Annotated in this window: 13 protein-coding genes; 4 read left to right on the top strand and 9 right to left on the bottom strand. The window is 63.9% G+C overall.

Annotated elements, in window-relative coordinates:
- Positions 1-7: 7 nt before the first annotated feature.
- From SB751_RS08910 to SB751_RS08870, 9 genes are all read right to left on the bottom strand, one after another.
- Positions 8-1,081 (bottom strand): T6SS immunity protein Tli4 family protein, encoded by a 1,074-nt coding sequence (locus tag SB751_RS08910; protein ID WP_211943374.1) that lies wholly within the window; start codon positions 1,079-1,081, stop codon positions 8-10.
- A 10-nt stretch (positions 1,082-1,091) separates the two neighbouring features.
- A complete protein-coding gene (locus SB751_RS08905; protein ID WP_410747951.1) occupies positions 1,092-2,063 on the bottom strand; it encodes a T6SS immunity protein Tli4 family protein in 972 nt (323 codons plus the stop codon).
- A 112-nt stretch (positions 2,064-2,175) separates the two neighbouring features.
- Positions 2,176-3,138, bottom strand: coding sequence for a T6SS immunity protein Tli4 family protein (locus SB751_RS08900; RefSeq protein WP_410747974.1), 963 nt, complete (start codon positions 3,136-3,138; stop codon positions 2,176-2,178).
- A 101-nt stretch (positions 3,139-3,239) separates the two neighbouring features.
- Positions 3,240-4,787, bottom strand: a complete 1,548-nt coding sequence (locus tag SB751_RS08895; RefSeq protein WP_410747950.1) for an esterase/lipase family protein — start codon at positions 4,785-4,787, stop codon at positions 3,240-3,242.
- A gap of 41 nt (positions 4,788-4,828) precedes the next feature.
- On the bottom strand, positions 4,829-5,896 hold the full coding sequence (locus SB751_RS08890) for a T6SS immunity protein Tli4 family protein (RefSeq protein WP_144198433.1): 1,068 nt from the start codon (positions 5,894-5,896) through the stop codon (positions 4,829-4,831).
- On the bottom strand, positions 5,893-7,509 hold the full coding sequence (locus SB751_RS08885; RefSeq protein ID WP_211943369.1) for an esterase/lipase family protein: 1,617 nt from the start codon (positions 7,507-7,509) through the stop codon (positions 5,893-5,895). Before SB751_RS08885 ends, SB751_RS08890 begins: the two co-directional genes overlap by 4 nt.
- Complete coding sequence (locus tag SB751_RS08880) at positions 7,491-10,001, bottom strand: type VI secretion system tip protein VgrG (RefSeq protein ID WP_313819155.1); 2,511 nt, start codon at positions 9,999-10,001, stop codon at positions 7,491-7,493. The genes SB751_RS08885 and SB751_RS08880 overlap by 19 nt, the downstream gene beginning before the upstream one ends.
- Positions 10,002-10,182: 181 nt before the next feature.
- Complete coding sequence (locus tag SB751_RS08875; RefSeq protein WP_211943367.1) at positions 10,183-10,935, bottom strand: CDP-diacylglycerol diphosphatase; 753 nt, start codon at positions 10,933-10,935, stop codon at positions 10,183-10,185.
- Between the two features lie 156 nt (positions 10,936-11,091).
- Positions 11,092-11,748: a GntR family transcriptional regulator gene (locus tag SB751_RS08870; RefSeq protein ID WP_144198441.1), complete on the bottom strand. Its 657-nt coding sequence runs from the start codon at positions 11,746-11,748 to the stop codon at positions 11,092-11,094.
- Between the two features lie 80 nt (positions 11,749-11,828).
- On the opposite strand from SB751_RS08870, the gene SB751_RS08865 reads away from it, so the two are divergent.
- From SB751_RS08865 to SB751_RS08850, 4 genes are all read left to right on the top strand, one after another.
- Positions 11,829-12,590 (top strand): enoyl-CoA hydratase/isomerase family protein, encoded by a 762-nt coding sequence (locus SB751_RS08865; protein WP_144198443.1) that lies wholly within the window; start codon positions 11,829-11,831, stop codon positions 12,588-12,590.
- Positions 12,591-12,620: 30 nt separating this feature from the next.
- Positions 12,621-13,616, top strand: a complete 996-nt coding sequence (locus tag SB751_RS08860) for a tripartite tricarboxylate transporter substrate binding protein (RefSeq protein WP_144198445.1) — start codon at positions 12,621-12,623, stop codon at positions 13,614-13,616.
- A gap of 17 nt (positions 13,617-13,633) precedes the next feature.
- Positions 13,634-14,824 (top strand): CaiB/BaiF CoA transferase family protein, encoded by a 1,191-nt coding sequence (locus SB751_RS08855; RefSeq protein ID WP_144198447.1) that lies wholly within the window; start codon positions 13,634-13,636, stop codon positions 14,822-14,824.
- A gap of 153 nt (positions 14,825-14,977) precedes the next feature.
- A complete protein-coding gene (locus SB751_RS08850) occupies positions 14,978-15,400 on the top strand; it encodes a hypothetical protein (RefSeq protein WP_211943365.1) in 423 nt (140 codons plus the stop codon).
- Positions 15,401-15,418: the final 18 nt, after the last annotated feature.

Here is a 15,418-nt window from a genome sequence, read left to right as displayed (position 1 = left end):
TCCGCTGTCAGAAGCCATTGGGCCGGGGCCGCAGGGTTCGGGAGATGGCGTCCCAGACCGCGAGGGCTTCGGCGTCCGTCAGCGATGCGCGCTCTAGCCCGCGATCGTCCGGGAGCGGGACCGCTGTCTCCATATCGAGCCCTACGAAAGGCGCCAGCACATCGTTCTCAAGCGCGTTGCCTTCCAGGCTGAAGAGATGCCCATGCACTTCCGTGGTGGGTCTCGGGCCTGCCAACAGCCATTCCTCGGCGTCAACGCCGGCCAAAGCAACCTTGCCTTTTCGAACCGTTCGCCCCCCCTCGATCTGCGACAATGCGTCCTCGATCTGGCGATGCCTCTGCAATAGCGAACTCCTTTCAACGAGATCCGAATCCGTCACAAGTGTGAATTCGACGTCCTCATGGCTTGCGACGTTGAACATCGCAGTCACGCGTTCGTCCTCTTTCGCTTTTCCGAGAATCAGACCGTCCGGCAAGCACAATCCCGGCTCCGATGGAATCTCGTTCTCGCCGCGGCCCCGGAAATTCGTGAGCAGTTCAAAGACATGATTGGCCTTTGTCGGCACACTGTTCTTGACATCCATACGCTGCACGATCGGGTCATCCGCCTGATCGGGGCTGCTGAAATCTGACGCCTCCAGCGTGACCTTGACGCGAACCCCATTCTCCCAACGATAGCCTTCCAGAATCCGGTTTGCGATGTGGCTGTATTCCGAGCCCCGGTGCATGAAGTAGCGGGAATGCTCGTCCCACGCGGGTACATTCAGATAGAGGAATGGGTGAGCGTCAATGCTCTTTACCGCCTTGAGTTCCGTTTCCCGCTCCGATATTTCCTTGTTGAATGCGTCGATGGACATGATTTCTGTCTCGATCAATGCGTCCTGCAAGGTGACGACGCCCCCGACCGTCGCGTCAGCAGGCAAATCGATAAGATGGCGTCCCACACAACGCGGGGTCAAATTGGAAGTCATGGCATTCACGGTCTGTTGTTCCTGAGGCGCCAATGGAGGGGTCTTCCCACAAGCCGGTAGCGCCAGCGATGCGCCCAGGATCGCGCTGATCACCACATATCGTTTCATCATCGCGGCGCGCTCAGAAGGCATTCGGTCGGGGCCGCAGGGTTCGGGAGATGGCGTCCCAGACCGCGAGGGCCTCGGCGTCGGTCAGCGATGCGCGTTCGAGCGGACGATAGTCCGGAAGCGGATTCGCTGTATCCATTTCGAGCCGCACGAAAGGCGTCAGTACATCGTCCGCGAGCGCGTTCCCCTCCAGCGCAAAGAGGTGCCCGTGCACTTCCGTGGTGGGTCTTGGGCCTTCCAACAGCCATTCTTCTGCGTCGACGCCGGTCAATGCGACCTTTCCTTTACGAACCGTTCGCCCGCCCTCGACCTGCGACAACGCCTGCTCGATCTGACGATGCCTCTGCAGAAGCGAGTCCCTTTCAACGACACTTGAGTCCGTCAGAATGGTGAAACCGAGATCCTCATGGCTTGCAAGACGGAACCTCGACTTTGTGCGTTCCTCCTCGCGCGCCTTGCCGCGGATGTATCCGCGAGGGAGACATAATCCAGGCTCCGTTGGAATCTCGTCATCGGCCCGGCCGCGAAAATTCGTGAGCAGTTCAAAGACATGGTTGGCCTTTCGCGGCACACTGTTCTTGATTTCCATGCGCTGCACGATCGGGTTATCCGCCAGATCGGGGCTGGTGAAATCGGACGCGTCCAGCGTGACCTTGACGCGAACTCCATTCTCCCAACGATAGCCTTCGAGTTTCCGGATTGCGATGTGACTGTGTTCCGAACCCCGGTGCATGAAGTAGCGGGAGTGCTCATCCCACGCGGGCACATTGAGATAAAGAAATGGATGCGCATCCATGCTCTTCACCGCCTTGAGTTCCGCTTCGCGCGCGGATATCTCCTCGTTGAATGCATCGAGGGGCATGATCTTCGTCTCGAGCCGTGCGCTTTCCACAGTGGCGGACCCTTTGACCGTCACGCCGGCGGGCAAATCGATAAGATGGCGTCCCTCACAACGCGGGGTCAAATTGGAAATCAGGGCATTCACGGTCTGTTGTTCCTGAGGCGTCAATGGAGGGGTCTTCCCACAAGCCGGTAGCACAAGCGATGCGCCCAGGATCGCGCTGATCACCACATATCGTTTCATCATCACTGCGCGCTCAGAAGGCGTTCGGCCGGGGCCGCAGGGTTCGGGAGATGGCGTCCCAAACCGCGAGGGCCTCGCCGTCGGTCAGCGATGCACGTTCGAGCGGACGATAGTCCGGAAGCGGATTCGCTGTCTCCATATCGAGCCGTACGAAAGGTGCCAACACATCGTCCGCGAGGGCGTTCCCTTCCAGGGTGAAGAGATGCCCATGCACTTCCGTGGTGGGTCTTGGGCCTGCCAACAGCCATTCCTCGGCGTCAACGCCGGTCAAAGCGACCTTCCCTTTACGCACCGTTCGCCCGCCCTTGATCTGCGACAACGCGTCCTCAATCTGCCGATGCCGCTGCAATAGCGAACCTACTGCAGCGAGACCTGAATCCGTCACAAGTGTGAAGTCGACATCCTCGTGGCTTGCAAGAGTGAAAATCCCAGTCACGCGCTCACCTTCTCGCGCCTTGCCCAGAATCAGACCGTACGGCAGGCACAATCCCGGCTCCGTTGGAATCTCGTTCTCGGCGCGGCCGCGAAAGTTCGTAAGCAGTTCAAAGACATGGTTGGCCTTCGGGGGAACATCGTTCTTGATGTCCATGCGCTGCACGATCGGGTCATCCGCCTGATCGGGGCTGCTGAAATCTGACGCCTCCAGCGTGACTTTGACGCGAACCCCATTCTCCCAACGATAGCCTTCCAGAATCCGGTTTGCGATGTGGCTGCGTTCCGAACCCCGGTGCATGAAGTAGCGGGAGTGCTCATCCCACGCGGGCACGTTGAGATAGAGAAAAGGATGCGCATCCATGCTCTTCACCGCCTTGAGTTCGGCTTCGCGCGCAGAGATCTCCTTATTAAATGCATCGAGGGACATCATCTTCGTCTTGACCCGTGCGTCTTCCACGATGGCCGAGCCTTCGACGGTCATGCCTGCAGGCAGATCGATAAGATGGCGTCCCACACAACGCGGGGTCAAATTGGAAGTCATGGCATTCACGGTCTGTTGTTCCTGAGGCGTCAATGGAGGGGTCTTCCCACAAGCCGGGAGCACAAGCGCATGGATCACGATAAGCAGCGATGAGAGGCGCTTCATTTGCAATAGGCCATGGAAGTGTCTTTCACGGCATCCGTGATCTTGACAATGGACCAGACCGTGAATAGCCGGAGTGGCCAGACCTTGTACACGGCTTCATGCTCGATCCCACGGTAAGCCAGGCAGACCTTCGCTTTCTCTCGTGGCGCTGCGCCGGACCGGCGCGGGACGGTGCCGTCACCGCTCTCGTCCGCACCGTTCAGGTCAAAGACAACGCGCAATGGGTTTCCGGCACTTCGCGTGAGGACCGAAATGGTCCCACGACCTGTGTCGTGCATTACCGTTCCCTCGGCAAGGTCGTCAACGGCGCGCGGCCCGAAGCGCGGCGCAGCATACCGCCGTCCCCATGTGACCTCTCCCCAGGTCGTGTGTGCTGTGTCGTCGCCGTAGAACGCATACGTATTCGGGTGATATCGGTTGGCGATGGCAAGATGAAATGGGCGGACTCGCTTCTGAATGGTTTGCACATATTGTTTCCAGTCCTTGTCGACCGTCTTCTTGCGCGTATCGAGCGGATTGATAAGTTTTTCGTGGCATAGCGCCCACCACTTTCCCCGCACGGTGTAGATCTCGTTATAGGGGTCGGATCGTGGAAGCGAGACCATGCGATTGCCATCACGGATCTTCAGCCAATGGGAGCCGTACTCGGGCGTCGGGAGCAATTGCAGGGGTCCGGGAGCCTGTGCGAAAACCGCCGTCACTTCTTCGGCATTACGACCCAGGACGCTGCCCGCCGCACCCTCCGTACCGGCTTTCACCCGCTTGTAGGCGACCGCCGCACCGGTCGCCGGCATGACTCCATTCACCACCCCAAGGATGACGTCCTTGCCGCCCATCGATTCAGTGAAGTAGCGCCCGACAAGCCCCCCCATCGAATGCGTGACGAGGATGGCGCGGTCACACATGAATCCCTTGCTCCGGTAGAAGGCCATGAACGCATTGACTCTCGCCGCCAGGCGCTTTGCGGAGTCTTCGTTGGACTGCAGCCAGTTGTATCCCACTGCATGGACGGGGTAGCGATACTTATAGGACAACGCGGCTTCTTCGCGCGTAAGCGCGGCCACGCCGATCGATCGGGCCTCCGCCTCCCTTAGCAGCGTGGAACGTATGCCGTTCTGCCATTGATGCGTATCGTTGAGCGCCTCATCGAGCCAGGCGAGGAACTCTCCGTAGCTCATATATGCGACTTCGCCCCAGCCTCGCCGCCGCATTTCCGCCGTCGATAGAGGCGTTTCTGTCGGAAGCTTGCCACCTCCGTACACAACTGTGTCCTGTGGATTCAATATCACCTTCCGCTCGGCCGCACTTCGATTCATCCAATGGAACACGGTACTCAAGCTGTCCAGCAGCCAAATAGCTGTGCTCGCTTTATCCGACTTTGCCAAATTCGACCCCATCACCCCCGGCACGAACACCACCGGGATGACCCGCCGCGAGACCAGGTAGCAAATCGCCTCGGTCTTTCCCTTCGACATGACGGATCGATACCGCACGGAGCCGTCTTCCTGAATCTCGGGCGGGATAATGCGTTGCGTGACTTCCATGACATCACCGTTGTTGTTTGACGTTGACCATCGCCGGCTTCTCAGAGAGCACCCGGCCTGGGCCGCAGGGTGCGGGACACGGCGTCCCATAGGGCCAGTGCCTGCGCCTCCGTCAGCGAGGCCTTCTTCAACGGTTCTTCCAGGCCCGTGGGGCCGCCGTTGCTCAGCTTGACGGCGATGAACGGTGTCTCCGGGCTGCCGGTCGTGGCGTTGCTCTCCAGCCGGAACGCCTGCCCCTGGACGTTCGTCACGATCATCGGCCCCGCAATAACCATCTCCTCGCCCCGGCCACCCGGCAGATCCACCGTGCCCCTGCGTAACGTCTTGCCGTCATCGAGCACGCGTTGCGCAGCGGCAATCGGGCCGCCCCGCCACAGCAAGGAGGTCTTCTCCTGAAGGCTGGAATGGGTGAAGACATTGAAGTAGACGTCCGGATAGGCCGGCAGGTTGAAATCGACATCAACCTGCTCGTCATCCTTCGACTTGCCCAGGAGAATCCCGCCGGGAACGCAGAGACCGGGCTCTGTGGGTATCGCGCCATCCGGCCGGCCGCGGAAGCTGGTGAGCATTTCGAACACCTGCGTGGCGGCGCGGGGCACGTCGTTTTTGACCGCCATCTGCCGTACGAGCGGATCCCTGGTCTGATCTGGCTTTGTGTAGTCCGACGAGCGAAGTCGGATACTGATCAGGACACCGTTCTCCCAGCGATACCCTTCCAGTATCCGATTACCCGGATCGTCGCCGATCGAGCCGCGATGCAGGAAGTAGCGTGAATGCTCATCCCAAGCCGGCGCGTTCACGTACAGGAACGGATGGGCGTCGATACTCCGCGTCTTGGTGAGTTCGGTCTCCCGCGCCGCCATCGCTTTGCGGAACTCGTCCAGCGACATGGCCATCGTCTCGACGATGGCACCTTCAATCTTCACCATGCCGCTCAATTCAACTTGCGCCGGCATATCGATGAGATAGCGCCCCACGCATTGCGGGACGAGCCGGGTAGTCAGTGCCTGGATGGCTTGTTGTTCTTGCTCGGTCATTTTCGGAGAGAAATCGCAGCCTGCAAGCGTCAGGCAAAGGCCGGCGGTAAAGCATCTACGGCTGAACTTCATTTGCTGTACGCCATGGAGGTGAGCTTGACGGCGTCGGTGATCTTCACGATCGACCAAAGCGTAAAGAGTTGGATGGGTAGCGCCTTGAAGGCGCCTTCGTGGTCGATGCCACGATAGGCAAGGCAGACCTTTGTCTTTCCTTTTGGCGCGGCACCCGAGCGGAGCGGGACCGTACCGTCACCGCTTTCTGCTGCGGGTTGGATCTGGAAGACCGTACGAACGGTGTTTTCACCGCGTCGGGTGTGGACGGCGATCTCCCCGGTGCCCTTGTTCGCCACTACCTTGCCCTCCAGCGGGTCATCGACCGGCAAGCCTCTTGCGGGCCCGAGGCCTGCCTGATGGCGTCGCTGCCATGTCACCTCGCCCCAGCTCTTGTGATTGGCATCGTCGCCGAAGAAGGCGTACGAGTTCGGATGGTATCGACCGGAGATTGCCTGATGAAACGGCCTGACGTCGTCCTTGACCATCGACTCATATGTCTTCCAGTCGCGCTCGAGGGTCTCCTTCTTCTTGTCCGCCGGATTGATCAACTTGTCATCGCAGAGGCACCACCACTTTCCACGCTTGATATAGATCTCGTCATACGGATCCGTGTTCGGCAAGCCGATCACCTTGTCCCCGTCCCGGAACTTCAGCCAACGCATGCCGTACTCCGGCGTCGGCAGCAGTTGCAGCGGGCCCGGTGACTGTGCGAAGACCGCAGTCATTTCCTCCGCATCGCAGCCCAGTGCCCAGCCAGCCGGTTTTTCCGTTCCCGCCTTGACGCGCTTGTAGGCGGCTGGCGCGCCGGTAGCCGGCATGACGCCATGCACGACGCCCAGCACCCTGTCTCGCCCGCCCAGCACTTCGGTGTAGCAGCGTGACACCAGCCCGCCCATGGAATGCGTGACGAGGATCACCCGGTCGCACATGAATCCCTGCTTCCGGTAGTACGCCATGAACGTCTCGACGCGCGCCTTCAGGTGCTCCGCCGATGCGCGGTTCGACTGCAGCCAGTTGTAGCCGACGGCATGCACCGGGTACCGGTACTTGTAGGACAGCGCCACCTCCGCGCGGGTCAGCGGCTCCACGCCCACGCGTTGCACGGTGCTCGGCTCCATCAACTGCGAACGCACGCCTGTCAGGAAATCGTGGGTGTCGTTGAGGGCGTTCTCCAGCCAGGCCAGAAACCCGCCGTAGCTGATGTGGGCGACCTCTCCCCAGCCACGGCGTCTCATCTCGTCTTCTGTCAGCGACGTCCCGGCAGGCAGCTTTCCGCCGCCATAGACGGAAGTCGTTCCCGGGTCCAGCATGATCTTCCGGAACTCGGCGCCAACGGGAATCCAGGTCGCCGCATCGGCCATGCTGTCGAGCAGCCACACTGGCTCCTTCGTCAATTCAATGTTGCCGTTGAACCGCCTGCGGGGCCGGAGGCCAAGCAGATTCGACCCCATCACGCCCGGCACGAATACCACCGGGATCATCCGGCGTGACACCAGATAACAGACCGCGACGCTGTCGTCCGGCGGCGTCATGACAGAGCGATAGCGGACCGAGCCGTCCGGCTGGATTTCGGGCGGGATAATGCGTTCTCTCGCTGACAAGGTTGTCGTCCTCAGGATTTCAATGGGCAAAGCAGTTCCACGCTCTCGGCGAACAGGCTCTTCTGCAGCGATGTCCTGCCTTCCGCATCCACCTTGCCGCGAATGCGGCTGCCGTCGTCGCGGACCACGGCATACGACTCATGGCTGGCGGGTTCGTCGTCGAACGGCCACCGGACCGTGAACGCTTCGTCGAACTCCGTGTGCTTCCACGTATTCATCGCCTGCGAGAGCGACTGTTTTCTATCGAGCGTGTAGGAGGCCGACCGGATGATCCGGTCGCCACGCGTGCCGTCCTCGATACCCGTGAGCGACAGGCGCAGGTAGGAGCCGCCGCACTTCAGCAGCAGTTCCTTTTCGGCCTCGATGACCACCCTGCCGTGGGCGCTGCTGATGGTCACGTTCTGGTCGGCCAGCAGGCGCATGTCGTCGCTCTGCGCCTGGATGTCGATGGGTCCCCTTGCGGCGAACAGCTTGATGCCGAGCTTCTGCGCGAAGACCGACACCAGTTCGCCGGCGGCGACGGTGAAGCGCTTCAACGCGCTGAAGTCCGCGTGGCCGCCCGATGTGCCGATCAGGTTCTGGCTCGCGCTCAGTTGCAGGTCGCCGCCAGACGCCAGCGCCATGCCGGCCGGCGCGCTGGCCAGCAGGCCGGCTTGCTTGAGGGTGTCGAGGGTGTTGTCGAGCAGCGCCTTCTGGCGGCCGTAGTCCGCCGCCACCGCCTGCGCGGCCTGCGCGGCGGAGGCCAGCGCCTCGGTCTGCTGGAGCGCCTGCTGGAGCAAACCCCGGGCCGCGTCCATGCCGAGTTGCGGGCCTCTCGCGGCGGGCTGGTCATCGGCCGACAGGAACAGGCCCTTGCCGCCCCGGACGGCGCCCCATCCGGACGTGCGCAGCTCGAAGCCCTCGCCACGCTTCTGCCGCTTGTCGTCGACCAGATAGCCGAGGTTCAGCTGCGACTTGCGCGCAAAGTCGGTGGAGAGCTTGACGCCCTCCTGCCCCTCCCAGTCCTCGAAGCGCAGCTTGTTGTTGCTCTGGGTGCGGATCACGTTGCGCGACAGCCAGCGGTCCCGGTTCGTGATCAGGTCTTCGTGCTGGCTGTTGTGCTGCACGTGGGCGATGTACGGCTTGTTCGGATTGCCGTCGCGGAAGGCCACGTCCACGTAAGTGCCATCGACGAGCGGGAAGTGGAAGCCGGTCTGCCTCGCCCCCGCGAACGGCTTGGCCAGCGCCAGCGGCACGCTTTCGCCGCCATTCGGCCAGGTGTCGAAATCGAGGTCGAAGCGGACCGTGTAGTGCCCCTGCTGCGTCAGGTAGGCGTACTTGTACTGGCCCGGCGAGGTCACGCGGGCAGACAGCGTGCCCTGGATCCTCGGCCATCGGTCTTCGGCCAGCGGCAGCCGGAAGCGCCGGTCCGAAGGGATGGCCTTGAAGGTGTTGCGATAGGCGGCATCGCGCGCGCCGGTGTGGATGACCTCGGTGATGACCTGCCCGTTCGGTGCCTCGGCCAGCGCCAGGTCCATGCGCAGGATGCGCGCCGGGCGCAGGTCCAGCACGTTGCTCTCGCCCGAGAACACCAGTTGGCCGGCCATTGCCGCTTCATGGCGCAGCTGCGCCTCCCACTTGCCGCCCGCGAAGTCCAGGTGATGGGTGCCGAAGACATAGGACTCCCCGTAGGTTGTGGCCTCCTTGCGCGCGACATTCGCCTCACCCGTGAAGCGCTCCCACGCACTGCCCGGGTGGTAGTCCGCCACGCGAAATGACGCCGCCACGGTCTGCGCATGGGATTGCAGCGCGAGCACCGCCTCCACGCCCGCCTCCAGCCCGGCGGTCTCCCGGTACGGCACGCGCAGTTCCGGCTGGTAGAGGTAGTGGTCGATGTCGTCCCCGAACACCAGCATCTCGCCAAACTTGCCGGGCACGAAGTAGCTGTACAGCCCCTCCTGCTCCATCAGCAGGCGGATGTAGGCCCAGTCGGACATCTGGTACTGGAAGCGGAACGCATGCTGCGGATACTTGCGGCGCAGCCGGAAGGTGAACTGATGCCCCTGCAGGCCGTGCCGGCGCAGGATGGCCTCGATGATCTGCGGCGCAGTCTGGTGCTGGTAGATGCGGCTGGCCTGCGTGAGCTTCAGCCGCGCAGCGAGCGGTTCCACCACGGCCTCGTAGGTGAACAGGTCGCGGGAGCGCTGGAGCCGGCTGAGCCGGGTGATGCAGCCGGCAAACTTGCGGGGTTCGGCCCCATCGGCCCCATCGGCGCCATCGGCACCATCGGCACCATCGACGGAATTGCCGTGGTCGATCCGGAAGGTGGCGGCCTTGCCGAGATAGTCGGCGCGCGGGAGTTCCAGCGGGTGCGTGAACTGCACCGTGACGACGTAGGTGTCGCCAAGCCATTCCTTGGCGGTGAAGGACACCACCGACAGCGCGGCGGCATGTTCGGCGCCGGGCACGTCGAGGAAGTAAGACTGCCTCCCCGCCGCCAGGGCACCGCCATCGTCCGCCCGGTATTCCGTCCGCTGCGCCATTGCTTTCACTTCCCTCCCCATCGACTTGGATTTGCGGCAGAACCGTACTCCGTTTCGATGGCGCCGGAAGCGCGCAAAGCGCGCTGTTTGCGCTACGTCATGTGTAGCTAATTCGTTGATTTTCCTAGGGTTTCTCGGAATCTCCTGAGGTCCGGCCAGCCCCTTCCCAGGCGCCCCTGATCTATCGGCCGAGCTTGCAGCGGCGGTCCAGGAAGTCGCTGGCGTGGCCGTTGTTGCCGGGCGCGAGATCGACCGGCTCGTCCACTACGACAAAGCTGCCGCCGGTGTAGGCGAGAAAGATGCCCCGGTCCTGCGGCGCGATGGCGGTGCCCGGTGCCGTACCCATGTCTCCACGCACTTCATCGAACGGATTGAAGGCCAGCACCGGCTGGTCCGCCGGCACGCGCTTCGCCAGCACGCGCTTCCCTGCGAACGTGAACGCCCCCCACGTCGGCGTGATGCCGCTCTGATTCAGAAACTTCTGAGCGGCGCCGCTGATGCAGTCCAGATGGATATGGAGCTGGTCCTGGCTCCGGGAGGCCCTGGAATTCACGGCCAGGCCGATCAGCGTATCGGGCACCGGCTTGCCGACCGCCCTCGCCACGATCTGGCGTTCTTCCCACCCGAAGGCCCAGCCGTTGGCGCGCGGGCCGGTCCAGACGCGCGGGTCTTCCACGCCCGTAACGGGGTGATCGGGAATTACGAGGTAGTGAGAGGCGCCGACGGCGTCCTTGTAGAGCACGAGGCCCCGGTCGCGGTCAACCACGGCGCAATCGGCATGGCGCGGCGCGCCGGCCGTGAGGCAACGCGCCTGCACGTTGCGCCAGAGACCATTGCGGGTGAAGCCGCCACCGGCATTCGGCGGCCACACGATCTCCGCGCTGGCGACGACCGAAACGCAGGCCGCGATGATCGCGACGAACAAGCCTCGCATCGGAAAACTCCTGGGTATGGGTGAGATGTCTTGCGGCGCAGGCATGCGCCGGACCCGGGAGAGTTACCAGAACTTGTGTGGCATTTCTACCATAGGGCGGACTGGCTATCTGGATTGCACGGCGTGGATTGCACGGCGCGGATTGCACTGCGCGCCCTACTCCACCCCCGCGCTGGCCAGCAACACGAGATCGGCGATGGCCTTGCCGCCCGCCGAGATATGGGTCCGCATGGCCTCGGCGGCGACGTCGGCATTGCCCGCCAGCACCGCCTCCACCACATGCCCGTGCTCGCGGTGGGAGCTGGGTACGCGGGCGTCGTTGATGAGGCCCTTCTTCTGCCAGTAGATCGCCAGCCGGCGGCGCAGCTGCACGATCTGCTCCGACAGGAACGGATTGGCTGCAGCCTGGTACAGCACGTCGTGGAATTTGCGGTTGGCTTCGATATAGCCCGCAGTATCTCCGCGCTCAACGTGCTCGGCCGCCGCCTCATGCGCATTGGCCAGCACTTTCTTGCCGGCAGCAGTGATGCGCTGGGTCGCCAGCCGCGCCACCACGCCCTCCATCTCGGCCAGGGTTTCGAACATCGCCACCAGTTCGGCGGCGGTCGGCCGGTGCACGAACATGCCGGCGCGCGGCACGATGGTCACCAGCCCCTGCGCGGCCAGCATCAGCAGCGCCTCGCGCACCGGCGTGCGCGAGCTGTCGAACGCATCGGCCAGCGCCTTCTCGTCGATCTGTGCCCCCGGGGGCAGCGCGCCGGTCTGAATGGCCGACACCACGTTTTCTCGGATGCGATCCTGGAGTGATTGCACGGGTATACCCTCTTTTGTCCTAGAAAAAAAATATCTGTAGGCTTCGTGAATATATCAAGACACCAGGGAGATATTTCGGAATGGATGATAACTCGCCTCTGCTCACTGTGGACGGCGCCGTCGCCACGATCGCGCTGCGCCGCCCCGAGGTCGCCAACCGCCTCAACCCGGGTGATCTACGCGCCATACGGAATCATATCGAGGCGGTCAACGAGATGGCGCGCGTGCTGGTGCTCCGCTTCGTCAGCGCCGGCAAGTATTTCTGCAGCGGCTACGACATCGGCTCGCTGGCCGGCAAGTCTGACGAAGGTGCGCTGAACTTCGGCGAAGTCATGGACGTCATCGAGGCCGCCCGCCCGGTCACCATCGCCGCCATCAACGGCGGCGTCTACGGCGGCGCCACCGATCTCTGCCTCGCGTGCGACTTCCGCATCGGCGTGCCCGGCTGCGATATGTTCATGCCGGCCGCCCGCCTGGGCCTGCACTTCTATCGCGGCGGCATGGCGCGCTACGTGTCGCGGCTCGGCCTGAACGCCGCCAAGCGCCTGTTCCTGACCACCGACCGCATCGACGCCGCCACCATGCTGGACATCGGCTTCCTGACCGAGATGGTCGAGCCGGCGGCGCTCCACGCGCGGGTGGACCAACTGTCTGCCCAGCTGGCCGGCATGGCGCCCATCGCCCTGCTCGGCATGAAGCAGCACCTCAACGCGCTGGCGCGCGGCACGCTCGATGCCGACGCGCTGGCGCGGGACATTCATCGCTCGGAGACCTCGGCAGATCTCCGGGAAGGCGCGGCGGCGTGGAAGGAAAAGCGCCAGCCGGTATTCAGCGGCAAGTAGCGATACAGCTACCCGGAGGAGACACCCACCATGACAAAGACCCCCGTATCCACGCAGTCCCTGGCCGCCCTGGCCACGCTGGCCCTCATCGCCACCGCCGTACCTGCGCAGGCTTCGCCGCAGACGGCCTACCCGACCAAACCCATCCGCCTTGTCATCGGCTTTCCCGCCGGCGGCGGCGCGGACAACACGGCGCGGCTCTATGGCGATGCGCTGAGCCGCGAACTGGGCCAGCCCGTCATCGTCGATAACCGGCCCGGCGCGGGCACCACCATCGCCGCCGAGTTCGTCGCCAAGGCACCGCCGGACGGCTACACGCTCTACATCGCCACGGCCAGCCTGATGGGCGGCGACAAGGTGCTCTACAAATCCATCAGGTACGAGCCGGCCGACTTCATCCCCATCACGCGGCTGGTGGCGGCGCCGATGATCCTCGCCGTCAACAAGGACACCGGCATCCGCAACGTGGCCGACCTCGTGGCGCAGGCCAAGGCGCACCCGGGCTCGCTGAACTATTCGTCCTCCGGCAACGGCGTCATCACCCATCTGGCCGGCGTCTACTTCACCAAACTGGCCGGCGTGAAGATGACCCACGTGCCATACAAGGGCGGCGCGCCGTCCGCACAGGCCGTGGCCGCCGGCGATGTGCAGCTCACCTTCGGCACGGCGCCGTCCGTCAAGCCGATGATCGACACCGGCAAGATCGTGCCGATTGCCGTGACGTCCGCCCAGCGCTCGCCGGCCAACCCCCAGTTGCCGACCATCGCCGAGGGCGGCGTGAAGGGCTACGACCTCTCCGCGTGGTACGGCCTGTTCGCGCCCGCCAAGACGCCGCCCGAGATCATCGACAAGCTCTACGCGGCCACCGCCAAGGTCATGGCCAACCCCGAACTGAAGAAGAAATTCCTGATGCAGGGCGATGAGGTGGCCGTCTCCGCCTCGGTGGCCGAATTCCAGGAATACGCGGCGCGCGAAGGCCGGATCGGCGTGGACCTGGCGGTCTCCAGCGGCGCGAAGATCGATTGAAAGACATGGAGCATGCAATGACCAATCCGACCATCCCCCCCAACACGCCCCCGGCGGGTCAGGGCCAGTTGCCGCTGGCGGGCCTCACCGTGGTGGATCTCACGCGGGTGCTGTCCGGCCCCTATTGCACGATGATGCTGGCCGACCTTGGCGCACGCGTCATCAAGATCGAGCACCCCGACGGCGGCGACGACTCGCGTCAGGTGGGCCCGTTCGTGGATGGCGAGTCGGCCTACTTCGCCTCCATCAACCGGAACAAGGAATCGATCGCGCTGGACCTCAAGCAGCCGGACGACCGCAAGGTGCTCGACAAGATGCTGGAGACAGCCGACGTGCTGATCGAGAACTTCCGCGCCGGCGTGATGGAGAAGCTCGGCTACACCTGGGCCGCGCTGCACGCGCGCTACCCGAAGCTGGTCTTCGCGTCGATTTCCGGCTTCGGGCAGACCGGTCCCTACCGGAACCGCCCGGCGTACGACATGGTGGTGCAGGCCATGGGCGGCCTGATGAGCGTGACCGGCGAGGCCGGCGGCAACCCGGCACGCGTGGGCGTATCGATTGGCGATATCGGCGCGGGGCTGTACGCCACCATCGGCATCCAGTCCGCGCTGCTCAAACGGGCGGCCACGGGGCTGGGCGAACGGGTGGACATCTCGATGCTCGACTGCCAGGTGGCGTTGCTGGAGAACCCCATCGCGCGTTACTCGGCCACGGGCGGGGTGCCGAAGCCGCTGGGCACGCGGCATCCGTCGATCACCCCGTTCGACATGTTCGCCACCCGGGACGGCTTCATCGTCATCGCCGTGGGCAACGATGCGCTGTTCACGACACTCTGCACGGCGCTGGGGCGAGAGGAATGGGCGCGGGACCCGCGCTTCGCCACGGTGCCGGCCCGCAACGAGCACCACGCCGCGCTGAAAGAGGCGCTCGAGGCCCGCTTGGCCGATGCCACCACGGCGGAGTGGGAAGCCGCGCTGGAAGCCGCCGGGGTGCCGCATGGTCCACTCAACGGCGTGCCAGAACTGGTCGAGAACGCGCACGTGGCGGCGCGCGGCATGCTGCTGGACATCGGCATTGGCAACGGCAAGGCGCTGCGCGTGGCCGGCAACCCCGTCAAGATCGGCACGGCAGACGCCCTGTCAGGCGTGCGGAACCCGCCGGCGCTGGATCAGGACCGGGCCCGGCTGCTGGCCGAGTTCCGGGTGTAGGCCCCGCTAAACGGGGTACGCGCGCGTATCTAACCGGCCTTGGCGTGGCGTGCAAGGCTCGTAAATGTCAGTTGCACAATCAAACAGAATGTCAGGTGCCTCGACGCTACAGTGGTCACTCCCAAGCCTGTAGGCGTTTTAGGAGGTACACGAATGAAGCAACATCTGGCGAAATCCCTGTTGATGGCTGGTGCGATGATCGCGTCTTACCCGCTGCTGGCGCAGCAGACGCTGCCAGCCCAGCCGGTGCAGCCGGCGCCACCGGTGCAACAGGGTCAGCCGCCGATGCAGTCGGCCGCGCCGTCCACGGTGGGCGCGCAACAGGGCACGCAACAGGGCGCGCAACCAGGCGTGCCGACTGCTGCACCCGACACCTACGCGCAAGGCTCGGGCCAGTCGGTCCAATACGGCGTGCCGCCCACGGCGGGCGCGCCCATGGCGGCACCGACTTCAGCACCGGTCGCCCCGGCCGTCAGTCCGGCGATGGACCCGAGCGCGGCGGCCAACACTACCCTGCCGCCTGACGCACTGGGCACGCGGCTCGGCCAGCGCAGCCCCTTCCTGGACGGCGCCTGATCCAGCCCCGAGGCACCG

It is taken from the genome of Cupriavidus sp. SIMBA_020, assembly GCF_046535395.1.
In the GTDB taxonomy this organism is placed as follows: Bacteria; Pseudomonadota; Gammaproteobacteria; order Burkholderiales; family Burkholderiaceae; genus Cupriavidus; species Cupriavidus campinensis.
The sequence above is the reverse complement of the archived record's forward strand: the minus strand, read 5'-3'. Positions and strand labels throughout refer to the sequence as shown.